Annotated in this window: 23 protein-coding genes; 15 read left to right on the forward strand and 8 right to left on the reverse strand. The window is 35.4% G+C overall.

The genetic code is table 11. The annotated features are described in order from the left end of the window. Positions 1-101 precede the first annotated feature (101 nt). Positions 102-2,897 carry a M16 family metallopeptidase gene (locus K8B81_RS02715; RefSeq protein ID WP_223678686.1) on the forward strand — a complete coding sequence of 932 codons (2,796 nt, stop codon included), beginning with the start codon at positions 102-104 and terminating at the stop codon, positions 2,895-2,897. A 318-nt stretch (positions 2,898-3,215) separates the two neighbouring features. Here the strand turns inward: K8B81_RS02715 and hemL are convergent, their stop codons facing one another. From hemL to K8B81_RS02735, 4 genes are read right to left on the reverse strand one after another with little or no spacing between them, the layout of a single operon-like run. After that, complete coding sequence (gene hemL, locus K8B81_RS02720) at positions 3,216-4,502, reverse strand: glutamate-1-semialdehyde 2,1-aminomutase (protein WP_223679048.1); 1,287 nt, start codon at positions 4,500-4,502, stop codon at positions 3,216-3,218. A 34-nt stretch (positions 4,503-4,536) separates the two neighbouring features. After that, positions 4,537-5,418, reverse strand: a complete 882-nt coding sequence (locus tag K8B81_RS02725; RefSeq protein WP_223678687.1) for a glucosaminidase domain-containing protein — start codon at positions 5,416-5,418, stop codon at positions 4,537-4,539. Further along, positions 5,411-6,319, reverse strand: a complete 909-nt coding sequence (locus tag K8B81_RS02730) for a 1-aminocyclopropane-1-carboxylate deaminase/D-cysteine desulfhydrase (RefSeq protein WP_223678688.1) — start codon at positions 6,317-6,319, stop codon at positions 5,411-5,413. The genes K8B81_RS02725 and K8B81_RS02730 overlap by 8 nt, the downstream gene beginning before the upstream one ends. After that, the gene (locus K8B81_RS02735; RefSeq protein WP_223678689.1) at positions 6,316-6,651 is read right to left on the reverse strand and encodes a hypothetical protein; all 336 of its coding nucleotides are present in this window, start codon (positions 6,649-6,651) and stop codon (positions 6,316-6,318) included. The genes K8B81_RS02730 and K8B81_RS02735 overlap by 4 nt, the downstream gene beginning before the upstream one ends. 113 nt (positions 6,652-6,764) lie before the next feature. Here K8B81_RS02735 and K8B81_RS02740 point away from each other — a divergent pair, with 113 nt between their 5' ends. The 6 genes from K8B81_RS02740 (at position 6,765) to K8B81_RS02765 (ending at position 12,068) form a co-directional block, all read left to right on the forward strand. Continuing rightward, the gene (locus K8B81_RS02740; protein ID WP_223678690.1) at positions 6,765-6,950 is read left to right on the forward strand and encodes a DUF5522 domain-containing protein; all 186 of its coding nucleotides are present in this window, start codon (positions 6,765-6,767) and stop codon (positions 6,948-6,950) included. Positions 6,951-7,153: 203 nt separating this feature from the next. Next, positions 7,154-9,130 carry a urocanate hydratase gene (locus K8B81_RS02745; RefSeq protein ID WP_223678691.1) on the forward strand — a complete coding sequence of 659 codons (1,977 nt, stop codon included), beginning with the start codon at positions 7,154-7,156 and terminating at the stop codon, positions 9,128-9,130. A gap of 25 nt (positions 9,131-9,155) precedes the next feature. Beyond that, positions 9,156-9,698: a DUF4136 domain-containing protein gene (locus K8B81_RS02750; protein WP_025572117.1), complete on the forward strand. Its 543-nt coding sequence runs from the start codon at positions 9,156-9,158 to the stop codon at positions 9,696-9,698. 175 nt (positions 9,699-9,873) lie between these two features. Then, positions 9,874-11,118, forward strand: a complete 1,245-nt coding sequence (gene ilvA / locus K8B81_RS02755; protein WP_025572116.1) for a threonine ammonia-lyase IlvA — start codon at positions 9,874-9,876, stop codon at positions 11,116-11,118. 86 nt (positions 11,119-11,204) lie between these two features. Beyond that, positions 11,205-11,588, forward strand: a complete 384-nt coding sequence (locus K8B81_RS02760; RefSeq protein ID WP_223678692.1) for a group III truncated hemoglobin — start codon at positions 11,205-11,207, stop codon at positions 11,586-11,588. 36 nt (positions 11,589-11,624) lie between these two features. Next, positions 11,625-12,068 (forward strand): hypothetical protein, encoded by a 444-nt coding sequence (locus K8B81_RS02765; protein ID WP_223678693.1) that lies wholly within the window; start codon positions 11,625-11,627, stop codon positions 12,066-12,068. 27 nt (positions 12,069-12,095) lie between these two features. Here the strand turns inward: K8B81_RS02765 and K8B81_RS02770 are convergent, their stop codons facing one another. Then, positions 12,096-13,049, reverse strand: coding sequence for a DKNYY domain-containing protein (locus tag K8B81_RS02770; protein WP_223678694.1), 954 nt, complete (start codon positions 13,047-13,049; stop codon positions 12,096-12,098). Positions 13,050-13,414: 365 nt separating this feature from the next. On the opposite strand from K8B81_RS02770, the gene K8B81_RS02775 reads away from it, so the two are divergent. Next, positions 13,415-15,172, forward strand: a complete 1,758-nt coding sequence (locus K8B81_RS02775) for an aromatic amino acid hydroxylase (RefSeq protein ID WP_223678695.1) — start codon at positions 13,415-13,417, stop codon at positions 15,170-15,172. Positions 15,173-15,352: 180 nt separating this feature from the next. On the opposite strand, the gene K8B81_RS02780 is transcribed toward K8B81_RS02775, so the two are convergent. Together K8B81_RS02780 and K8B81_RS02785 are read right to left on the reverse strand one after the other, a co-directional pair. Next, positions 15,353-15,676, reverse strand: a complete 324-nt coding sequence (locus K8B81_RS02780) for a GIY-YIG nuclease family protein (protein ID WP_223678696.1) — start codon at positions 15,674-15,676, stop codon at positions 15,353-15,355. Between the two features lie 136 nt (positions 15,677-15,812). Further along, on the reverse strand, positions 15,813-16,433 hold the full coding sequence (locus K8B81_RS02785) for a DUF4230 domain-containing protein (RefSeq protein ID WP_223678697.1): 621 nt from the start codon (positions 16,431-16,433) through the stop codon (positions 15,813-15,815). 201 nt (positions 16,434-16,634) lie between these two features. Between K8B81_RS02785 and K8B81_RS02790 the strand changes: the two genes are divergently transcribed. Both K8B81_RS02790 and K8B81_RS02795 read left to right on the forward strand, forming a co-directional pair. Continuing rightward, on the forward strand, positions 16,635-17,009 hold the full coding sequence (locus K8B81_RS02790) for a SpoIIAA family protein (protein ID WP_025571934.1): 375 nt from the start codon (positions 16,635-16,637) through the stop codon (positions 17,007-17,009). An 18-nt stretch (positions 17,010-17,027) separates the two neighbouring features. After that, positions 17,028-17,528 carry a pyridoxamine 5'-phosphate oxidase family protein gene (locus K8B81_RS02795; RefSeq protein WP_223678698.1) on the forward strand — a complete coding sequence of 167 codons (501 nt, stop codon included), beginning with the start codon at positions 17,028-17,030 and terminating at the stop codon, positions 17,526-17,528. Positions 17,529-17,576: 48 nt separating this feature from the next. Here K8B81_RS02795 and K8B81_RS02800 read toward each other — a convergent pair whose 3' ends face one another. Then, positions 17,577-18,587 (reverse strand): LLM class flavin-dependent oxidoreductase, encoded by a 1,011-nt coding sequence (locus K8B81_RS02800; RefSeq protein WP_025571932.1) that lies wholly within the window; start codon positions 18,585-18,587, stop codon positions 17,577-17,579. A gap of 175 nt (positions 18,588-18,762) precedes the next feature. Between K8B81_RS02800 and K8B81_RS02805 the strand changes: the two genes are divergently transcribed. The 5 genes from K8B81_RS02805 (at position 18,763) to kdpB (ending at position 25,014) form a co-directional block, all read left to right on the forward strand. Then, positions 18,763-20,100: a sigma-54-dependent transcriptional regulator gene (locus K8B81_RS02805; protein WP_223678699.1), complete on the forward strand. Its 1,338-nt coding sequence runs from the start codon at positions 18,763-18,765 to the stop codon at positions 20,098-20,100. A gap of 274 nt (positions 20,101-20,374) precedes the next feature. Then, entirely contained in the window at positions 20,375-20,656 is a 282-nt protein-coding gene (locus K8B81_RS02810) for a DUF7674 family protein (RefSeq protein WP_025571928.1), read from the forward strand. Positions 20,657-20,856: 200 nt separating this feature from the next. Further along, on the forward strand, positions 20,857-20,934 hold the full coding sequence (gene kdpF / locus K8B81_RS02815) for a K(+)-transporting ATPase subunit F (protein WP_073489533.1): 78 nt from the start codon (positions 20,857-20,859) through the stop codon (positions 20,932-20,934). 109 nt (positions 20,935-21,043) lie between these two features. Next, positions 21,044-22,765 carry a potassium-transporting ATPase subunit KdpA gene (gene kdpA, locus K8B81_RS02820; protein WP_223678700.1) on the forward strand — a complete coding sequence of 574 codons (1,722 nt, stop codon included), beginning with the start codon at positions 21,044-21,046 and terminating at the stop codon, positions 22,763-22,765. Between the two features lie 161 nt (positions 22,766-22,926). Further along, positions 22,927-25,014, forward strand: coding sequence for a potassium-transporting ATPase subunit KdpB (kdpB, locus tag K8B81_RS02825; protein WP_223678701.1), 2,088 nt, complete (start codon positions 22,927-22,929; stop codon positions 25,012-25,014). The last annotated feature ends 35 nt before the right edge of the window (positions 25,015-25,049 follow it).

Genomic DNA, 25,049 nt, shown 5'->3' on the forward strand with positions numbered 1-25,049 from the left:
CTGTTATTTGAAGGTTTCAAATTAGACCTTCAAAGCAACAGCAAGGGTTTCTTATATTTTTTCAAACCAAAATTCAATCAAAAAAGAACAATAATTATCAAATGAAAACAAAATTAATTCTGGCGCATTTCCTGATTCTGGGTTTAGCTCAAGTTTCGGCGCAGTTTAAAACTACGTTTCCGCTGCCAAAAGAAGTCGCACACGGAACGCTTCCAAACGGAATGCAGTATTTTATCATGCACAACGAATGGCCTAAAGACAGGGCTGATTTCTATTTTGTTCAAAATGTTGGAGCTATTCTGGAAAATGATGACCAGGATGGATTAGCACATTTCTTAGAACATATGGCTTTTAACGGAACGGAGCATTTTAAAGGAAAAGGAATCATCAATATGTTAGAAAAACAAGGTGTTTCTTTCGGAAAAGATATCAATGCTTACACGGCTTACGACGAAACCGTTTACAACATCAGCAATGTTCCTTCGCAAAACAAAACTTTATTAGACTCCTGTATGTATGTACTGCACGACTGGTCGGGTTCTCTCCTGCTTGCCAATAACGAAATTGATGCAGAAAGAGGCGTAATTCGCGAAGAATGGCGTACCAGAAGAAACGCAGATTACAGAACAGGAGAAAAAATCAATAAAGTTATTTTCGAAGGTTCAAAATATGCAAAACGAAATGTAATTGGAGATTTAAATGTGATCAATAATTTCAAGTATCAGGTATTAAGGGAGTATTATAAAAAATGGTATCAGCCACAAAATCAGGCTGTCGTAATTGTAGGAGATGTTGATGTCGCTTTAATCGAAAAACGTGTTAAAGAAATTTTCGGTTCAATACCTACTCCAAAAAAAATCAATAAAAGAGAATACGAAACAATTCCGGTACAGAAAGAAAATCGTTACGTTTTGGCTACCGATAAAGAATTACAGCGTTCCGGGATTTCTCTTTCATACAACAAATTGAAACCTTTAGTACAGGATCAGGCAGAAATGATTAAAAGCATGCAGGAAAATCTGGCACTGCAGATGATGAATACCCGTTTCAACGAATACATAATAAATAACGAAACAGCAGGTTTAGCATTCGGGGTTTCTAATGAAAATATTTCAAGATTAGACAGCAAATTTTCACTGTCCATTAATCCGAAAAAAGGAAAATTTATCGAAGCTTTTACAGAAGCTTATACAGAATTTGAAAGAGCCATGCAAAACGGATTCACACAGCAGGAATTAGACCGTTTGAAAACTAAAATGCGCACCAACTATGATAATCGTTTAATAAATAAAGACAAAATTGGCAACAGTTACTGGGCAGAGCAATTACAGCTTTATTTCTTAGAAGCCAATCCTGTTTTTTCTGTTGAAGGTGAACACGAATGGATCAATACTTTCCTTAACAATGTTACTTTAGCTGAGGTAAATACTGCTTTTAAAGCGCTTAATCCAAAAGATAATTTAGTGTTATCAGTTTCTGCTCCGGAAGATGCAGCAACAAAATTCCCGGAAGCAAATGAATACTGGAATGCTATCAAAACTATTTCTAACACAAAATTAGAACCGTACAAAGAAGAAGAATTAACCGCTTCTTTGGTAAAAGAGCAATTGACAGAAAAACCAATTGTAAAAACAGAAGATATTGAGGCTTTCGCGAATGCAAAAAAATATACTTTGGCAAACGGCGCAAAAGTGATTATTTATCCGACTGATTTGAGCAAAGATCAAATTTTGTTTACCGCTTACAGTGCCGGAGGAAACTCTCTTGTTGACTGGAAAGACCTTCCGTCGGCTCAAATTGCTGCTGGTGTAGCGACATATTCTGGTTTAGGCGATTATAAATTTACCGATTTAAAAAAGAAACTGACTGGTAAAACAGCCTCTGTGAGTCCGTATATTGGAGGCTTGTACGAAGGTTTTAACGGAACCAGCAACAAAGAATCGCTTACGACTTTATTACAGCTTACTTATTTGTATTTCCAGCATCCGAGATTTGACAACAGCACTTTCGATAAAATAAAAGAACAATATCAAAATAAACTGAATAATGCTTCAAACAGCAACGAAAAAGCTTTAAATGATACGATTTCAAATTTAAATACCAATTACAGCAAACGTAACTGGTCTTTAACACAGGATTTCGTTACTGCCTTAGATTTAAATAAAGCTAAAAAATTCTACACAGAACGTTTCTCAAACGCAGCGGATTTTACCTTTTTATTCGTCGGAAATATTTCAGAAAACGACATTACTCTGATCAACAACTATTTAGGAAATATCCCGTCAAACGAAAAAACAGAAAAGTATGTTGACCATAAAATTTTTATGAAAGACGGAAAAGTAGAAAAAACGATTTTCAGAACGATGGATACGCCAAAAACAACGGTGTATCTTCATTTAGAAAATAAAGATGTTGCCTATAACAAAAAGAATAAAATCTTAAGTTATATGTTATCTGAATGGCTGACAAAACGTTATTTAGAAACGATTCGTGAAGAAGAAGGCGGTAGTTACGGCGTTCAGGTTGGAGCCAATTTATCGCAGTCTCCTTCTCCATTATTTTCTTTAGAGATCAATTTCGATTGTAATCCTGATAAAGCTGATGCTTTGGTAAAAATTGTTCATGCCGAGCTTGCAAGAGTTCAGACTGAAAATATTCCGGCAAATATGCTCGAAGACATCAAGCAGTCTATTCTAAAAAATCATCAGGAACAGATCAAACAAAACAATTACTGGCTGAATGTTTTGACTTCTTATGTTCGAAATAACGAAGAACCTCAGGATACAGAAATTCTAAAAAACACTTTAAGCACCCTAACTGCAAAAGACCTCAAAGATTTCATCGTTAGCTCTTTAAAAAAATCCAACAGTGTACAGGTACTTATGAAAGCAAAATAAGAATTTTTATAAGTCAGTTCCTGATTTGTAATTCTTATTGATTTTTTTATTTTTAATTAGTTTTTAAAGGCTGTTCAAAAGACAGCCTTTATTATTAGCATATAATTGATAAACGTTTACCCTATGAATGCATCTTTAAATAGTATCAAATCTTAAACAGTTCAGTGAATAAACCTTACAAGCAAACAAGCGATTGAGAATACTAAATTATGTTCTCAATCGCTTTTTTTTTTAATCGGGATATCTAATCTGTACTTTATCAATACAATTAAAAGGATATTGCGTACAAACAGTTAACTTTTAAAGCCTTCTTTATTGTTAAAAAGTTTTAGAAACCTTATCAATTGCATTAATAGTAAAATCTAAATCTTCATACGTCAAAGCATCTGTAATAAACCAGGTTTCGTATGCCGATGGGGCAATATAAACACCTTCCTGCAATAAACCGTGGAAGAATTTCTTAAACGTTTCGTTGTCTCCTTTCGCAGCCGTTTGAAAGTCAGTAACCGGATTTGCATCAAAATGTACCGAAATCATAGAACCTACTCTATTGATGGTAAAAACAACATTATTAGCTTTCAAAACCCTGTCGATTCCTGCTTCTAAATACGCCGTTTTTTCTTCTAATCGGGTAAAAATTTCCGGATCATTATTTAAAGCTTGTAACATCGCTAATCCTGCAGCCATCGCCAAAGGATTTCCTGATAATGTTCCAGCTTGATAAACCGGGCCAAGCGGTGCTAAATAATTCATAATTTCTTCACGGGCAGCAAAAGCACCAACCGGTAATCCGCCACCAATCACTTTTCCGAAAGTCACAATATCAGCATCGATATTGAATAATTCCTGAACACCGCCTTTTGCTAAACGGAAACCTGTCATTACCTCATCAAAAATCAATAAAATTCCGTTTGCCGTACACAATTCTCTTACCCCTTGCAAGAAACCTTTTTGAGGTGGAATACACCCCATATTCCCTGCAACTGCTTCTATAATTATCGCTGCGATTTCATTTTTATTCGCTTCAATTAACGTTTTTACATTCTCTAAATCATTGTATTTCGCCAATAAAGTATCTTTTGCTGTTCCTTCTGTAACTCCGGGACTGTTTGGTGAACCAAAAGTTACAGCTCCGCTGCCTGCCTGAATCAAAAACGAATCAGAATGCCCGTGGTAACAACCTGCAAATTTGATGATTTTATCTCTTTTTGTGAAGCCGCGAGCCAGACGAATGGCACTCATACAAGCTTCTGTACCTGAATTCACAAAACGGATTTTATCAATATTCGGAACCATTGAAACCGCTAAAGCAGCAATTTCTGTTTCCAGTTCGGTTGGCATTCCAAATGAAGTTCCCAGTTTTGCTTTTTCGATTACCGCATCCACTACCGGCTGATAGGCATGACCTAAAACCATTGGTCCCCAGGAGTTGATATAATCGATTAATTTATTTCCGTCTTCATCATATAAATATGCTCCTTTGGCACTTTTTACAAAAATCGGAGTTCCACCAACGGCTTTAAATGCTCTTACTGGTGAATTTACCCCTCCCGGAATTACTTTTTCTGCTTCAGCAAAAAGCTGACTACTTCTTTTATAAATCATCATTAATTATTAATTGTCAATTATTAATTGTGAATTACTTCACTCTGAGCATTTGCCCTATCGAAAGGGCATTATCCGTCAAATTATTTTTTTGTTTTAATTCGTCAACCAAAATATTGAATTTTTTGGATATCGAATACAAAGTATCTCCTTTCTGGACTTCGTATAAATTCGGATCGTCTGAACTTGTAACTGAAGGCGAAGACGAACTCTTTACCGGTGCGGACTTATTAATTGCGGTATAGCTTTTCCCTGTAACCTGACAATCGTACTGATGCAGATTATAACGCTCAATATAACTGATTAATTTATCCGGATAATTAGGATCTGTTGCATAACCACAAGCCCTCAACCCTTTTGACCAGGCTTTATAATCGTCTTTTTCATACGTAAACAAAACGGCATATCGGTTTTTACCAACTAAAAATAAAGCGTGATCCCTGTAGGATTCTGATGGTTCTTTATATTTTCTAAAACATTCCTGAGACGAATCATCATCATGACGAACACTTTCCCCAAGCCAGTCCTTGTGACATTTTATTCCGAAATGATTATTAGCTGACACCGCCAGATCCCCTCTTCCTGCTCCCGATTCCAGAATTCCCTGGGCCAGAATAATACTGGCCGGAATACCGTATGTTTTCATGTTTCCCATTGCAATATCTTTATACTGCAAAACATAATCAGTAATCAGACTGCTGGTAACAACTGTTTTGGAAGTCGATTGGATAACCTCAGTTGTGTTATTTGTAGAAGGATATTTAGCAGTTGGTCTGGAAGTAACTCCTTTTTTAGTCGTAACTGTTCTGGGTCTTTGAACCGCTGCCTGTTTTTTAGTGGTTGCGATAGTAGGCTTGCTGGAAGAACAGCTTGCCAATACTGCAACTACGAAGAGTGTAATTATTTTTTTAAGCATCAATTTTGAGTGTTGGTAATTTTTTCTGCTTCAATTTAATATTCATTCCTTCAATTCCCTGTAATCCGCCGGTGTGAATGAGTAAAATTTTTGAATGTGCAGGAAAATAGTTTTTATGGATTAAATCTATAACGCCAAAAACCATCTTTCCAGTATAAATTGGATCTAAGGGCACTTTATTTTCTTCAAAAAAAGCATTGATAAATTCTATTAATTCTAAATTTATCTTGCCATAACCTCCAAAATGATAGTCAGAAATGAAATTCCAGTTATCTTTTTGTGCAAAAATACGAATTTCATCTTTTAAAAAATCACCTTTTAACGCCGGAAAACCTAAAATTTTCTGATTGGGCAATGCGCTATTTATTAATCCGGAAATTGTTCCACCCGTTCCAACTGCGCAGCAAACATAATTAAAAACTGAATCCTCATCAGTCAAAATCTCTTCACAGCCTTTCACGGCCAGCTCGTTTGTACCGCCTTCGGGAACCAAATAAAAATCTCCAAATTTCGCTTTTAAATTTTCAATATAAGATTTTTCGCTTTTTAAACGATACTCTTCTCTTGACACAAATTCAAATTCCATTCCGTTTTCCTGAGCGAATTTCAGGGTTGGATTTTCTTCAATTTTATCGAAAAGTTCATCCCCGCGAATAATTCCGATGGTTTTAAATCCCTGTTCTTTGCCCGCAAAAGCGACAGCTGCAATATGATTTGAAAAAGCACCGCCAAAAGTCAATAAAGTCGTTTTGTTTTCGGCTATCGCCTGAAGCAAATTGTATTTCAGTTTCCTGAACTTATTTCCTGATACAAAAGGATGAATCAGATCTTCCCGCTTTATCGTCAAAGAAATGTCGTTTGAAAACTCAATATTTATGGGCTGATTAAAAACGGGGGTCATTTTAATTTTATGTATTGCAAGAACTGAAAAAAAGAGCGGTTTTTCAGATAGTTAAAATTAGTTTCATTTTTGTATGCCTCTCTTTCAAAACTAATATTTCTATAAGCTAAATCTGTGTTTTTGTATTGAATCAAACGAATAAAAAATTCTAAAATATACCAGATAAAAAACGGTAGAATCAACATTTCTATTTGCTGTCTTAAATGTATTTTTTCGTGGTTTACAAAAACAGCATTTACCTGGTCATTATAATATTTTACTAAAATGAAGGGAAAAACAGCCATTCCGCGATATCCTTTGGGAATTAAATATTTAGCAACAATCAGAAACATTGGCTGTAAAATTTATAAATTTGTAGTTATAAAATTGTTCGATTTCAATAAAATCACAATCGATTAATTGTTTTTTCAACTTTAATGAAACGCCAATTGACACAAAATAGTTTATGAAAGAGCAAAGTAATGAAAATAAATTAATCGAAGGCGAAGATTTTTACTATACGCTCGAAGGTTATAAGTGCTTTACCGAAAAACACCATTTAAAACGTGGTTACTGCTGTAAAAGCGGCTGTCGTCATTGTCCTTACGGTTTTGACAAACGAACCGGACAAATCAGAAAGAAAGCCAATTAGATAATGTATCAATTTGAGAATTAGATAATTTAAATAAAATCCCAATCTTAAAATACCAAGATTTAACAAACATCTTTAGGAGTAAAATATTGGTAGATTTCAAAAGTCAGTCTCAGGTAGACAAAATTAAAAAACAAAAAATTAATCTGTTGTTAATCTAATAAAAATACCTTAGCAACTTAGAAGCTTAGGATCTTAAAAAAATGACTTTCAAAGAACAAATACAACAAGGAATCCCTTCTATATTGCCACCAAAGCAGGCATACGATCCGGCTATTAATCATGCTCCGAAACGAAAAGAAATTCTTTCGGCTGAAGAAAAAAAGCTGGCATTGAAAAATGCTTTACGCTATTTCGACCCAAAACATCACGCCGAATTAGTTCCTGAATTTTCAGAAGAATTAGAAACTTACGGTCGTATTTATATGTATCGTCTTCGTCCGGAATATAAAATGTACGCAAGACCAATTGATGAATATCCCGGAAAATCATTGCAGGCAAAAGCGATTATGCACATGATTCAGAACAATTTGGATTATGCCGTAGCGCAGCATCCTCACGAATTGATTACCTATGGTGGAAACGGAGCTGTTTTTCAAAACTGGGCGCAATATTTATTGACAATGCAATATTTGTCTGAAATGACAGATGAGCAGACTTTAACAATGTATTCCGGTCATCCAATGGGATTATTTCCTTCGCATAAAGAAGCCCCGAGAGTTGTGGTTACAAACGGAATGGTAATTCCGAATTATTCTAAACCTGACGATTGGGAAAAAATGAATGCTTTGGGCGTTTCGCAATACGGACAAATGACGGCGGGAAGTTATATGTATATTGGCCCACAGGGAATTGTACACGGAACTACAATTACGGTTTTGAATGGTTTTAGAAAAATAAAACAAAATCCAGAAGGAAGCTTATTCGTAACTTCGGGCCTTGGCGGAATGTCAGGCGCACAGCCAAAAGCAGGAAATATTGCGGGTTGTATTACGGTCTGCGCCGAAGTAAATCCGAAGATTACTAAAATCCGTCACGAACAAGGATGGATTAATGAAGTTGTAACTACGACCGAAGAATTGGTTGCCAGAGTCAATTCGGCGAAAGCCAAAAAAGAAACCGTTTCTATCGCTTATTTAGGAAATGTTGTGGATGTTTGGGAATGTTTCGATAAAGAAAACATCAAAATCGATTTAGGATCCGATCAGACTTCACTTCATAATCCATGGGCAGGAGGTTATTATCCGGTTGGAGTTTCGTTTGAAGAAGCTAATGAAATGATGGCTAACAATCCGGAATTATTCAAAGAAAAAGTTCAGCAAACGCTGCGCCGTCATGCCGATGCAATCAACAAACATACCGCAAAAGGAACTTACTTTTTCGATTATGGAAATGCGTTTTTATTAGAAGCTTCCCGTGCAGGAGCTGATGTAATGGCCGAAAATAATATCGATTTTAAATATCCGAGTTACGTTCAGGATATTATGGGATCCATGTGTTTTGATTACGGATTTGGCCCTTTCCGCTGGGTTTGTACTTCCGGAAAACGGGAAGATTTATTAAAAACTGATGCAATTGCAAGTCAGGTTTTAGAAGAAATGGCCAAAACAGCCCCTGATGAAATTCAGCAGCAAATGCAGGATAATATCAAATGGATTAAAGGGGCTCAGGAAAACAAACTGGTTGTAGGATCTCAAGCCCGAATTTTATATGCCGATGCCGAAGGCCGAATTAAAATTGCCGAAGCTTTTAATCAGGCGATTGCAAAAGGTGAAATTGGCGCTGTCGTTTTAGGACGCGACCATCATGACGTTTCCGGAACTGATTCGCCTTATAGAGAAACTTCAAATATTTATGACGGATCCCGTTTTACAGCTGATATGGCGATTCATAATGTAATTGGAGACAGCTTCAGGGGAGCAACATGGGTATCGATTCATAACGGCGGGGGCGTTGGCTGGGGAGAGGTTATAAATGGCGGATTTGGTATGGTTCTTGATGGTTCTACAGAGGCTTCAAACCGTTTAGCATCAATGCTTTTCTGGGATGTAAACAACGGAATTTCAAGACGAAGCTGGGCCCGAAACGAAGGTGCTGTTTTTGCAATAAAACGCGCCATGAAAGTTCAGCCGTTATTGAAAGTAACTTTACCCAACATGGTTGATGAAAGCTTACTATAAACAAAACATTTAATTCTATAAAATTATGAAAACATTCAAATTAGTTCCGATTTTGCTGTTATTGATCCTTAGTTCATGCAGCAGTATTACTGTTTATTCTGATTACGATAAAAATGTCGATTTTACGCCTTACAAAACCTATGCCTTCTTCAAACCCGGAATTGATAAAGTCGAGATTTCTGATTTGGATAAAAGACGTATCCTTCATGCAATTGATACAGAAATGCAGTCTAAAGGTTTCACAAAAAGTGAAAAACCTGATTTGCTGGTGAACATTTTTACAAAATCAAGAGAGCAGGTTGATGTAAACCAATTTAACGCCGGATGGGGCTATGGTTGGGGATGGGGATGGAATCCATGGATGATGTATGGAGGAAACCAAACTACCGTATCAACTTCTACTGAGGGTACTTTATACATCGATCTGATTGATGCCAAAAAGAAAGAAATGATCTGGCAGGGAGAAGGAATTGGGGTTTTAACCCGAAACATCGATAAAAAAGATGAAAGAATTGCTGAATTTGTAAGCAAAATTTTAGCGCAGTATCCTCCTCAGGTAAAAAAATAATTATACATTTGCTCTTCACACAACAGTAAATGACAAACTTTAATAACATCATTATCGCTATTATGAGCATTATTGCAATTGAGCAGTAATGGCGGGGTGTTATATTAAAAAGTAAACAATACAATTTATGAAACCTCCCACAACCGGGAGGTTTTTTATTTTCAAAATTAAAATTATGAATTTATTCAACGAGGTACTCAATGCAAAAAAACAACTTGAAAATGTTGTAGCTTCTACTCCACTTATGCAGAATCTTAATCTTTCTGATGAATTTAAGGCAACTATTTTATTAAAAAGAGAAGATTTACAAATTGTCCGCTCTTATAAGATCAGAGGGGCTTACAATAAAATTTCTTCGTTGACTGATGCTGAAAAACAAATTGGAGTGATTTGCGCCAGTGCCGGAAATCATGCCCAGGGTGTTGCTTATTCCTGCAATTTACTTCAGATAAAAGGTAAAATTTATATGCCAAAAACCACTCCGAAGCAAAAAGTAAAACAAGTACAATTGTTCGGGAAATCGTTTGTAGAAATTGTACTGACAGGAGATACTTTTGATGATGCTTACGCTTCTGCCACTGCAGATGCCATCAAAAATCATAAAATATTCATTCATCCGTTTGATGATGAAAAAGTAATTGCAGGTCAGGGAACGGTTGGTTTAGAAATACTCGAAAATTACAAAGAGCCTATTGATTATGTTTTTGTTCCAATTGGCGGCGGCGGACTGGCTTCCGGTTTATCTGAGGTTTTTAAACATTTAAGTCCGAATACCAAAATAATTGGTGTTGAGCCAAAAGGTGCTCCTTCAATGAAAACTTCGATTGAAGAAAATAAAAACACAGCCTTAAAAACAATCGATAAATTTGTAGATGGCGCCGCTGTAAAACAAGTGGGAGACAAAACTTTTGAAATCTGTCGTTATAATCTGGAAGATATTATCCTGGTTCCCGAAGGAAAAGTATGCACCACTATTTTACGATTGTACAATGAAGAAGCTATGGTAGTTGAGCCGGCAGGTGCTTTAACAATTGCTGCTTTAGATTTTTACAAAGACAAAATTAAAGGAAAAACAGTTGTTTGCGTGGTGAGCGGAAGCAATAATGATATTGAAAGAACAGCCGAAATAAAAGAACGTTCTTTACTGTACGAAGGCTTAATGCATTATTTTATGATTCAGTTTCCGCAGCGTCCCGGTGCTTTAAAAGAATTTGTCAATAACATTTTAGGTCCTGATGATGATATTACTTATTTTCAGTTTGCTAAGAAAACAAGTCGTGAAATGGGTTCTGTTGTCGTTGGACTAGAATTAAAAAACAAAAAAGACATTCTAAATATTAAACTGAATATGACCCAAAACGGATTTGAATTTCAATATCTGAATGATAACCCCAATTTGTTTACACAGTTAATCGGGTAAAAAATGTACCGCTATGATAAATATCAGCAAATAAAAAAGACGCTATATCGTATTTTTGCAAACTCAAAAATTTAATTAAAAAAAACATGGCATTTCAGGATATTTCAAATATAGAAGACATAAAACTTTTAGTCAATACATTTTACGAAAAAGTACAGAACGATGATTTGATCGGACCTATTTTTAATGAAAAAATGATCGGAAGATGGCCGGAACATCTGGAAAAAATGTACCGTTTCTGGCAGACTTTACTTTTAGAAGAACATACCTATTCCGGAAGCCCTTTTCCGCCACACAAACATTTACCGGTAAACCAATCGCATTTTGATCGATGGATGGAAATTTTCACCGAAACTGTTGATTCTTTATTTGCCGGAAAATTAGCAGAAGAAACCAAAGTCCGTGCGGCAAATATGGCTTATATGTTCAATTATAAAATTGAATATTTCAGAAATCAGGCAAATCAATAAATTGCAATAATTTTAAAATAACTACTTACTTAAAATATGAAAAAACTAATTATTCTGTGTAGCGTTCTTTGTATGTTCTTTGCTGTCACCACAAAGGCACAATCTGCCAAAAGTATGCTTTACAAAGGCACTATTGACGGAAAAATAGCCGTAACATTTTATATAAAAGAAGAAGAAAATCCTTGTACCGCAGATTTAATGTACACATCAATGTACCGCTACGACAAATCCGGCAGCTGGATACAATTAGACATTACTCAAAATAAAAAGAATGAAAACCAACTTGTATTAGTCGAACATGGATTTTCAGGAGTTATGATTTTAACGAAGGAAGGAACAAATTTTAATGGATTATGGATCAGTCCTGACAGTAAAAAACAATTAAAAGTAACCTTGAAGGAAGTCCGTATGACCAAAAAAGAGACTGAAACTTACGAGGATAAAATGGAGAAAATAAATTATGAAAATAACGATTGTTAAAACTGTCGTTATTTTCATAACTGTAAATTATTTCAATTTTCTATCAAAAATTTTTCCGTTTCTAAATTTATTTGTTCCGTCCTCCCAAATATCATTTTCAGAAGTTCTTTTAAATATTTTTGGATCTGCTTTTTCAACAATACTATTTTTGTAAAATACATTTTTACTGTCCTTGGCATAATCCGGCGAGAGGATTTCAAAACCTGAAATAGAAGCACCGGTTATTTTTATGCCTGAATAATACACATTTTTCCTGTCTTTGCAGTAGCCATAATCTAATGGCTCAAAAGATTGAATATCAATTTCAGGGTATACTATTCCTTTGTAAATTAAGGTGTCGTTAACCACTATTGTATAATAATCAATTGCTTTGGCACTTTTAATAGTTTCGAAAGTATGCAGGGTAAATTCATCTTTCGTAAAAGCAGAAACTACAACATTTCCGATTTGGACGTATGAATCGTTAACAACCTTGATTTCACCTTCAACCCTTTTATGTTTTCGGATGACTTCATCAACTTCAAAAGCATATAAACCGTCTCCTCTTTGATGAATAATCGAATAAATGTAATTTGCGTCTATAGCAATTGCATCGTTTAAAGGCCTAAAAGTTACTGGATCTCCTTCTGTTTTTTTACCCTTGTAAAAGACTGCATTAGCATCCCTGAACCAGCTAATCCGTTTATAATCCGGAAGTGAGGGATCCAACAGCTGATAACTTTTAGGATCTGCTCCTTCAATAATTCCTAAAAAATTATATTCTTTCCCGTTCGTAGTATAAACATGGTTTTTATCCTTAATAATTCCGGAAGTATCCACCTGAAAAGTTGCATAATCAACAGCTTGCTTTCTTCCTTTCCAGAAAACATCCTTTTTATCTTTTCCAAAATCCCTGTTTATGGGCTGAAAAGATTCAACATCAGCATCCGATTCAAAATACCCCAATTCAAACCAATTGCCCATTGGAGAATGTACAATCAAATTTTTTCTGTAATGATAAAAATACGAATCGGAAACTTTACTATTTACCGGATCCCCTATTCGGAATAAAAAATATCTTATACCTAAAAAGACGAACACAGCTATTGCTAAAATGATCAACAAAACTTTCATACTTATGAATACCTTAAATATACTTTTGTAAAACTAAGTATTTTATTGTTATTTTTTCAGTTCTAATTTACCCGCATAAAATATACGTATTGAAGAAATATCCTAAAACATGTGAGTGACAAAAACTAACAATTCACTAACAAAAGACGCTTTTTATTTAAATTAAATAGCATAAAAGTCATTTTCAATACCTCAAATTTGTAATTTTACATTTCAACCTACAGTTTTTCCAAATGAATCCAAATATTGAAACAAATCCGTTATTAGAAAGATTGCCCAAACATTTAAAGCAATTCATCAAACCTCAGGATTACAGCGATTATACGCCCATTAATCAGGCGGTTTGGCGGTATGTTATGCGTAAAAATGTAGATTATTTATCAAAAGTAGCACATCACTCCTATTTGGATGGTTTGAAAAAAACCGGAATCGAAATTGACTCTATTCCGAGCATGTACGGCATGAACCGAATCCTGACCGAGATTGGCTGGGCTGCCGTTGCTGTTGACGGGTTTATTCCACCCAATGCTTTTATGGAATTCCAGGCCTACAATGTTTTGGTTATTGCTTCTGATATCAGACAATTAGAACATATTGAATATACTCCCGCTCCGGACATTATTCACGAAGGTGCCGGCCACGCTCCTATTATTGCCAATCCGGAATATGCTGAATATTTAAGACGTTTTGGAGAAATTGGCTGCAAGGCGATTTCATCCCATAAAGATTATCAGATGTATGAGGCGATCCGACTGCTTTCGATTTTAAAAGAAGCTGAAGATACACCTCAGGAAAAAATTGAGGAGGCGGAAAAAGCTGTTGCCGATTTGCAAAAAAACATGGGCGAATTGTCTGAAATGGCCCAAATTCGAAACCTACACTGGTGGACCGTTGAATATGGTTTGATTGGAACGGTAGAAAATCCTAAAATTTATGGTGCAGGACTCCTTTCTTCTATTGGTGAAAGTGCCCACTGTATGACTGACAATGTGAAGAAAATCCCTTATGATATTTCTGCTGCCAATCAGAATTTTGATATTACGCAATTACAACCCCAGTTATATGTAACGCCTACATTTTCACACCTGAGCCTGATTTTAGAAGAATTTGCTAATAAAATGGCTTTACGAACCGGAGGACTCTCAGGTATTCAAAAACTGATTCAATCGAATGCTTTGGGAACGATTGAACTGAGTACCGGTTTACAAATTTCCGGTGTTTTTACTAATGTTATTGAAGAAGAAGGAAAACCAGTTTACATTCAGACAACCGGAAAGACCGCTTTATCGTACCGCGAAAAAGAATTGGTGGGTCACGGAACTTTGACACACCCACACGGATTTGGGAGTCCGATTGGAAAACTGAAAGGCTTTAATCTGGCAATTGAAGATATGAGTCCGAAAGATTTACAGGCGTACAGCATCGTAGAAAGTGAAACCGTAAAACTGGAATTTGAGGGTAATATCATCGTCGAAGGAGAAATTATTACCGGTTCCCGAAATTTACATGGTGAAATTATCCTGATCAGTTTTAAAAATTGTACCGTAACACACGGCGAAACGATTTTGTTCCAGCCAGAATGGGGGAATTATGATATGGCGATTGGTAAAAAGGTAGTTTCGGCCTTTTCCGGTCCAGCAGATGTAAATAGCTTCGATCTGGTTAATATTGTTCCGGCTTCTAAAACCATTAAAGCAAAACATACAGATGAACGTGATGATTTGGAAATTTTATATTCAACAGTTCGGAATATTAGAAATAATAAAGATTCTAAATCTGAACTACGAACGGTTTTTGAAAAATTAAAAAATTATCATCCAAACGACTGGCTTCTTGCTGTTGAAATTACAGAACTTTTAAAAGATTCTGATGAAAAAGAACTTTTACAGGAAGTATTAAATCATTTAGAACAATTGAAAATAAAACGTCCTGAAGTGGCGCATTTAATTTCTGGTGGTTTGGATTTGATTTTTGATCAGGAAGCTGTTTAAAATATTGCACATAGGTTTTAATATCGTAAAGATGCAAAGTTTTTTTACTGAGCAAAGAGTCACACTGCTTGTCACTTCGACGAAGGAGAAGTCACACTCGGAATTCGACAAAGATTGGCGATTTTGATTGCGGAGTTTCTAGTGTGATTTCTCCTTCGTCGAAATGACAAAAAAGATGAGTTAAATTGAATCAAAATGATAATTTAAAAATTCTAATTTTGGATTAAAATCTTTTATTAATTCAATCTTCTTTTCTCTTCTCCATTTTTTTAATTCTTTTTCTCTGGAAATTGCTTCCTGAATCCCAACAAATTTTTCATAATAAACCAGAAATTCTAAACCGTATTTTGAGGCAAAAGTTTTATTACCAGTTTCTAAATTGTCTTTATGCTGTTCCAATCTTATTTTCAAATTATTGGTAACTCCAATATAGAAAGTTGAACGATATTTATTGGTTAAGATGTAAACGTAATAAGAATGAAAACCTTCCTGAGGATTAAACATAGTTTTAAATAATTATATTTTTCTAAGTTTTTTTGTCACTTCGACGTAGGAGAAGTCACAAAAAGCATTTACAGTTCGTTGCTCACTGGGTGTGATTTCTCCTCCGTCGAAATGACAAGATCGTCAAAAACTCCTTCTACAACTTCAAATCCTCATTTAACTCACTCTCAGATTCAATCGTTTTCCCATTATACTGAAGTTTCCACCCCATAGAATTCGTCATAATCAAAATCTTAGACAATTCACTAATCAACCTATTTTGTGCGTTTGTTTTAAGTGTTGATTTATCGATTTTCTTAGCCAGATTCGCCTTCACCGACTTGTTGATTTTATTGTAATCGTCTCCAGTAAAAGGATTCAGTTTGCTTTGCTCTACATCATAAAACTGAATATCGGGATTGATGGTAATTTCTTCTTTTGGAATATTGAGGATTGTGATCGTTTTATTCTTTTCATCAATATCATATTTCATTTTATGTAAATCGTAGGCAACTGTAACATTTGCGTTTACGACAACAAGTGCTTTCTTCTCAAACGAAATCATGTTCATAAAATATTTCTGTTGGTTTTTATAAGTGATGACTTCAGAAAAATGCCCCTCAGTAACAACTAGTTTTCCAACATTTAAGATTTGCTGCTGAATTAGATTTGTATTATACTCAATTCCGGCATCATCATTTTTTTTGAATTCACAATATCTGAAAGCCAAAATAATGGCAAGTACAATTCCGGAAACAACTACTATTCTCTTAAGCATAACTTGAATTTACATTTTATAATGAAAGCTAATTTAATACTTTTTTAAGTAGAATTCCTTATCATTTTAAAAGGGATTTTTGATAAACAATTTCGCGTCACATTGAAATTATGTAAGATAATCAGCTTTTTACATAAACCCGGCAACCCACTAGTCAGGTATTTTTGTAAAAATGAATTTAACCTGCAAAATTTAAATGTTATGATTGAAAAAATTAAGGAATTACCAGAAAATATGATTGGTTTTAAAACAGCTGGTCACGTAGTGAAAGGCGATGTTGATTTTGTGAAATCAGAAGTACGTCTTTTAATCGATGAAGCACAAAAACTAAACTATTTATTATTTTTTGACAACTCTCCAACTGATTTTGCTTTGGGCGCCTGGCTTCATGAATCTTTGCTAAGCTTTAAAAACATTACAAAATGGACAAGAGCCGCTATTGTAACAGACTGTCAGAGAATGATTAATTTCACTAAAGTTTTCAATACAATTATGCCGGGAGAATTCAAAGGATTTAAAAAAGAAGATTATATGCTGGCCGTGGACTGGACATCAGAAAAAATTGACTTGGACTAAACTATAAATAACGATATCATGCATAAAGATTTAGATAATAAAGAAGCAATAGAGAAAATAATTTCATTAGTAAAAGAAATTAAAACAGGGATTTTTGTAACTGAATTAACAAAAACACCTCTTCAATCAAGACCTATGAGTATTCAGGATATTGATGATGAGGGAAATTTGTGGTTTATTAGTTCTGCAAACAGTAATAAGAATTTTGAAATTTTAAAAGACAATCAGGTTCAATTGTTTTTTGCTAACAATGCAAGCTCACAATACATTTCGATATACGGTGCAGCGTCGATATATAAAGATCAGGCTATAATTGACGAATTATGGACGCCAGTTGCCAAAGCCTGGTTTGAAGAAGGCAAAAATGACCCAAACGTTACAGTTATAAAAGTGACTCCATCGGATGCTTATTACTGGGACACAAAAGACGGAAAAGTTATTTCATTGCTTAAAATGGCAGGATCAGCATTATTTGGAAACACCGCAGATGTAAGTGTTGAAGGAAAATTGAAACTATAAAAAAAGTGACTCGATTGAGTCACTTTTTTTTATGTATTAAATCTAGAATTATCTGTTAGCATTTAATTCATCAAGTACTTCTTTAGTCAGTTGCAGGCTTTTCAATTTCGCCTGATGGTCAAAAATTGGACTTGTAATCATCAGCTCGTCAATTCGGGAATAATCGATGAATTTTTTCAAATCTATTGCCAGTTGTTTTTTACTTCCCACAAAAGAACAGGCCGTCATCTGATTGACATGAAAACGTTCTTCTTCGCTCATAATAGCATCAAGGGAATCAACAGGCGGCTGAAGTCCTTTACGGTCATTTCGAATTAAATTCAGAAACATTTGGTACAAACTTGTGGAGAGTTTTTCTGCTTCTTCATCAGTACCGGCGGCAATAATGTTTACACAAGCCATTGTTTTCGGTTTATCCAAAACTTCAGAAGGCTGAAAATTATCACGATAAAATTCGAAAGCCTGTAGCATCTGACGAGGTGCAAAATGCCCTGCAAAAGCATACGGAAACCCGTAAGAAGCCGCTAAAGAAGCACTTTCCATGCTTGATCCTAAAATCCAGATTGGCACTTTAGTTCCTTCGGCAGGAAAGGCACGCACTTTTGCTGTAGCGTTTCCTTCAGAAAAATATTCCTGTAATTTTGATACGTTTTGCGGAAATCGCTGTGCCTGCTCGAAAAAATCTTTTCGGATTGCCTCAGCAGTGGGCTGGTCGGTTCCTGGCGCTCTTCCTAATCCTAAATCAATTCGACCCGGATATAATGTTTCTAAAGTTCCAAATTGCTCTGCCACTATCAATGGCGAATGGTTCGGAAGCATAATTCCACCAGAACCTACACGGATATTTTGAGTCTGACTGGCAACATAGCCGATTAAAACCACCGTTGCAGTACTGGCAACATGTGCCATATTGTGATGTTCTGCAAGCCAAAATCTTTTGTATCCTAAATTATCTGTTAGTTGGGCAATTTCTTTTGTTTTATTTAATGTTTCAGCTGCATTACTGTTATTATTGATAATAGCAAGTTCTAATATGGAGAGTGAAATTGGATTTTTCATGTAAAATAAATATCTTTTTGCAAAATTAATTTATTTGTTACGAATGCTAAATTCTTCGGTGTTAATAGATTTATAATGTTTGAAATCAAATTTATATTTTGAATTCTAAAGGCAAATGATTTAAAAACTAAATTTGTACTTCTAAAATAATATCTGATTTTAGCAACTTCCATAAATGGCACACAAAATATTAATTATAGACGACGAAGAAAAACTGCGAAGTCTTTTGGCACGAATTATAAAATCGGAAGGATTTGAAGTTTTTGAAGCCAAAGATTTAAAATCAGGTTTTAAGAAATTAGAACAAACGGATATTGATGTCGTTTTGTGTGATGTGAAATTGCCTGATGGAAATGGTGTTGATTTTCTTCAAAATATAAAAAACAGTTTTCCCTTAACGGAAGTTATACTTTTAACCGCTTTCGGAAATATTCCGGATGGCGTTCAGGCAATGAAAAATGGTGCTTTCGATTATATTGTAAAAGGCGATGATAACGACAAGATTATTCCGCTTCTATACAAAGCTATCGAAAAAGTACAATTACAGAAAAAAGTACAGCAACTTGAAAAACGTATCAGTGATAAATATTCTTTCAATACTATTATAGGAAAATCAAAAGGAATCGAACAAGTTATTGATTTAGCTCAAAAAGTAGCCAAAACCGATTCGACCGTTTTACTAACTGGAGAAACCGGGACAGGAAAAGAAGTTTTTGCGCAGGCGATTCATGAAAAAAGCAATCGCACAGGAAAATCTTTTGTGGCCTTGAATTGCAGTACTTTTAGCAAAGAAATTCTGGAAAGCGAACTTTTTGGTCACAAACAAGGCGCTTTTACGGGAGCTGTGAAAGATAAAAAAGGTTTTATAGAAGAAGCGAATGGCGGAACTTTGTTTTTAGACGAAATTGGCGAAATGCCGATTGATCTTCAGGCAAAATTATTGCGTGTTTTGGAAACCAGCGAATATATTCCGGTTGGTGAAACGACTTCTAAAAAATCAAATTTCAGGTTAATTGCAGCCACAAACAGAGATTTAAAAGAAGAAAGTGAAGCACATCGTTTTCGTTCTGACTTGTATTTCCGTTTGAATATTTTCGAAATCAAATTGCCTTCATTGAAAGAAAGAATAAAAGATATTCCGCTTTTGGTTCATTTTTTCGTTAAACAATTTTCTGAAAAGACAAACAAAAAGAATTTATCTATTTCAGATGATTTTATTCAGAAATTAGAAAATTATTCGTGGCCGGGAAATATCCGTGAACTTAAAAATATTATCGAACGTTCTGTAATTTTAAGCGATACGGTTTTAACGTCAGATGTTTTGCCGTATGAAATGCAGCAGCAAGCTGAAAAAACCTCAAAATCTATGTCGGCTTTTTCGATGCAGAGTATTGAAAAACTGCATATTCAAAAGGTTTTAAATTATACTAAAGGAAATAAAGCGGAAACGGCAAGATTATTAGAAATTGGAATTGCGACGTTGTATCGAAAGATTGAGGAATATAATTTATAATCTAGATCCTGCAAGGTTTTCAAAACCTTGTAGGTTTAAATTTTAAAGTATTAGATTAACCTAGAATACCTTACAAGATTTTGAAAACCTTGCAGGAAACGAATAAAAATAAACTTATCGTTTTAATAAAAGCTTATCATTTTGATAGGCTTTTTTTATACCTAGATTTTTGGTACAAAGTAATATTCTCTTATTCTACAGCACTTTACACATTACTTGACTTTTTCGGAACATCTTTTGGCATAAGGAGAAAGAACATTAAAATTTCATCCAAATGAAAAATCAAGTTAATTCTATTTACAAACAAGCAGAACGCTTTGCTGAGATAACTAAAAAAAATATTATCAGCGGTAATATCGTTCGGGCAAAAAAGTGCCTGGCACTTGCTGAACGGTTATTTGTAACAGGAAGCATCGAAACTAAAAATGCGATTTCAAACGTGTACATTTTTTCCGTTTCGTCTTTTATGGAAATGCGCCACTGCAATATTTCGCATCTTTTTCCACAAACGCTTAAAGCAGAATATATCAGACAAGTTAATACTTCTGGAGTCTAATGATGAAAAATGTAATCTGTAAAATGTCAAATGTCTTTCCGTTTACTTTTCACATTACTCAGATTACATCATCTAACAAATAACATTTTACATCTCACAATAAAAACAATTTTATGATCACTTTTCTTTTACTTGCATTGGCCGTTTTGCTCTTTGCCATTTGTTTCCTCTCCGTTGAATTCTTTGAAAAAATCTAAATCATGACTGCACTCTTCATCGTTTCAATTGCCGTTTTCGTGTATTTGGTTTATGTATTAATTAAACCTGAAAAATTTTAAATCATGTAAAAAGTTAAAAGTGAAATGTTAGAGGTCTTCATTTTACAAATCACATTTCACTTTTTACAGCTTCACATCTCACTTTTTACAATCAACAACTCACAATATTATGAATACAGAATTACTAGGTGTCATAGGTATTTTTCTCCTCACTATTATTTTAGCGATTCCCTTCGGAAAATATATTGCTAAAGTATTTTTAGGAAATAAAACACTTCTTGACCCGATTTTCAATCCGCTTGAAAAATTTATTTTTAAAATAAGCGGTATCAATCCAGCCGAAGAAATGAACTGGAAACAGCATTTAAAAGCACTTTTAAGTATTAATATGCTTTGGTTTTTTCTTTGCTTTTTTGTCTTGATGTTACAGGGTTCATTATTCTTAAATCCGGATAATAATCCTAATATGTCGCCCGATTTGGCTTTTAATACCGCCATTTCGTTTTTAGTGAACTGTAATCTCCAGCATTATTCAGGCGAAAGTGGCGTTTCGTACCTATCGCAAATGGTGCTGATGTTTTTGCAATTTGTTTCTGCTGGTGTCGGAATTGCCGCTGCTGTAATGGTTTTTACCGCTATGCGCGAAAGAACAACTGACAAACTAGGGAATTTTTACAACTATTTTGTAAAAAGCTCTACTCGTATTTTATTACCGCTTTCTGCAATCGTGGCAATCGCTTTGGTTTTTAGCGGAACGCCTATGACTTTTGAAGGAAAAGATGCGATTACCACTTTACAAGGCGATCATGTAGAAGTTTCCCGCGGACCTGCAGCTGCTTTCGTTGCTATCAAACATATTGGTACTAACGGCGGTGGATTCTTCGGAGCCAACTCTGCCCATCCTTTAGAAAATCCAACTTATTTTACAAATGCGGTTGAACTTTGGGCACAGCTTATTGTACCATTTGCAATGATTTTTGCACTTGGATTTTTCCTAAACAAAAGAAAATTTTCTTATATCATTTTTGGTGTAATGACCGTTGGATTTTTACTCTTGGTAATTCCAACAATTTCATCAGAACTTAACGGAAATCCAGCCATCACAAAAATGGGAATTGCACAGACAACCGGAGCAATGGAAGGAAAAGAAGTCCGTTTTGGTCCGGCAATTTCAGGTTTCTGGAGTATTGCTACAACGATAATTTCTACTGGTTCTGTAAACAGTATGCACGATAGCGCGATACCAATTTCGGGAGCGATGCAATTATTGGCGATGATGGTCAATGCTTTTTATGGCGGATGCGGTGTTGGTTACCTCAACTTTTACATTTTCATTATTCTGGCTGTATTTATTTCGGGTTTAATGGTTGGGCGAACTCCTGAATTTCTCGGAAAGAAAATTGAAGCCCGGGAAGTAAAAATTGCTGCTTTTATTGCCATTCTTCATCCTTTGTTAATTTTAGCCGGAACAGCTTTGGCTTCTTATTTTGCTGCGAATGATACTGCAATGGGTTACTGGTTCAGCGGAAATGCAATGGGCTGGCTGAACAATCCCGGCAATCATGGTTTCTCTGAAATGTTATACGAATATACTTCAAGCGCTGCTAACAACGGTTCTGGTTTTGAAGGTTTAGGAGATAATAATCCGTTTTGGAATATCTCTACAGGAATTATTTTACTGTTAAGCCGTTTCATTCCAATCATCGGACCTTTGGCAATCGCTGGTTTATTAGCAAACAAAAAATACATTCCGGAAAGCGCAGGAACTTTAAAAACAGATACAACAATTTTCGGAATCATGATTTTTGCTGTGATTGCTATTATTGCTGCTTTATCTTTCTTTCCAGCTTTGGCTCTTGGACCTTTAGCAGAATATTTTACACTGAAATAATGTTCTTTAATTAGATAAACATAGCCCAAGGTTTCAACCTTGGGGACAAAGATTGCGATATACGTTGCGACCCAACGGTTGAAACAGTGGGCTATGTTCTATAATTGGTGCGTTTGTTTCGCATAACATTTAACAAATAACATTTAACTTTTTACAAGAAAATGACAACTAATAAATCCACATCATTATTTGAAAGCCAGCAGGTAAAAGAAGCTTTACTGCAGTCTTTTGTGAAGCTGAATCCAAAAATGATGATTAAAAATCCGGTAATGTTTACCGTAGAAATCGGGACTGCGATTATGTTTGCGGTTTGTGTTTCCATCTTGATGGGCGCAAACGATCAGGGCAGTTTTATTTACAATTTAATTGTTTTCTTAATCTTACTCGCCACACTTTTGTTTGCCAATTTCGCGGAAGCTATTGCCGAAGCCAGAGGAAAAGCACAAGCCGACAGTTTACGAAAAACCCGTGAAGAAACTCCTGCAAAATTGGTGAAAAGTGAAAAGTCAAATGTGGCAGGTCAGCCAGATACATTTCACATTTTACAAATTTCATCCTCACAATTAAAAAAGAACGATATTTTTATTTGCGAAGCGGGCGATTTAATTGCTGCCGATGGTGAAATTATTGAAGGTCTGGCAACAATTGACGAAAGCGCCATTACCGGAGAAAGTGCGCCAGTGATTCGTGAAGCGGGCGGAGACAAATCGTCTGTAACAGGAGGAACAAAAGTTTTATCTGATAAAATCAAAGTAAAAGTAACCTCTGAACCTGGCGAAAGCTTTTTGGATAAAATGATTGCTTTGGTTGAAGGTGCAAGCCGTCAGAAAACGCCAAACGAAATTGCATTGACTATTCTGTTAGCGGCTTTTACGTTAATATTTATTATTGTCTGCGTGACATTGAAACCGTTTGCTGATTATGCAAATGCACCCATTACAATTGCTGCTTTTATCTCCCTTTTCGTTTGTTTGATTCCGACTACAATCGGCGGATTACTTTCTGCGATTGGGATTGCGGGAATGGACAGAGCTTTACATGCCAACGTAATTACCAAATCAGGAAAAGCGGTTGAAACTGCGGGAGATATTGATGTTTTACTTTTGGATAAAACCGGAACGATCACTATTGGAAATAGAAAAGCAACGAATTTTTATCCAACAAAAGGAATCTCTTTTGATGATTTCGTAAAATCTGCTGTTTTGAGTTCACTTGCTGATGATACGCCAGAAGGGAAAAGTATTTTGGAACTTAGTAAGATGTTAGATGTAAATAGTAAAATGGAATCCGACATTTCACGTCTCACAGACAACATTTCACAAACCATAAAATTTACTGCTGAAACCAGAACTTCGGGTGTGATTTTAAAAGACGGAACCAACATCCGAAAAGGTGCGCAAGACGCCGCTAAAAAAATCGCAGAACAAGCAGGAAATACTTTTCCTGAAGATACTTTGCAACAGGTAATCACGATTTCTTCTAACGGAGGAACACCTTTAGTTGTTATTAAAAATAACGAAATTCAAGGCGTTATCGAATTGCAGGATATCATTAAAGCCGGAATGAAGGAACGTTTTGAGCGCTTACGCCGAATGGGAATCAAAACGGTTATGGTTACGGGAGATAATCCCTTAACTGCCAAATTTATTGCCAAAGCAGCAGGAGTTGATGATTTTATTGCCGAAGCAAAACCGGAGGATAAAATGAACTACATCAGAAAAGAACAAGCCGAAGGACGTCTCGTTGCCATGATGGGAGATGGAACAAACGACGCTCCTGCCCTAGCTCAAGCCAACGTAGGTGTTGCCATGAACAGCGGAACACAAGCCGCGAAAGAAGCCGGAAATATGGTTGATTTGGATAACGATCCAACCAAACTTATTGAAATTGTAGAAATCGGAAAACAGCTTTTAATGACCCGCGGAACGTTAACTACTTTTTCAATCGCGAATGACGTTGCTAAGTATTTTGCGATTGTTCCGGCACTTTTTATTACTGCGATTCCGGCATTACAAGGTTTAAACATTATGCATTTGCACAGTCCGGAAAGTGCCATTTTATCGGCTGTGATTTTTAACGCGATTATCATTCCGATTTTGATTCCGCTAGCATTGAAAGGTGTCGAATACCGTCCTATTGGAGCGAGTGCGATCTTAAAACGTAATCTTTTGATTTATGGCCTTGGTGGTTTGATAGTTCCTTTTATTGGAATAAAAGTCATTGATCTACTCGTAACACTTTTTATTTAGTGAAATGTGATTTGTAAAATGTAAAATCAAAAACA

Origin of the sequence: Flavobacterium hibisci (assembly GCF_020026925.1) — a bacterium.
Taxonomy (GTDB): domain Bacteria; phylum Bacteroidota; class Bacteroidia; order Flavobacteriales; family Flavobacteriaceae; genus Flavobacterium; species Flavobacterium hibisci.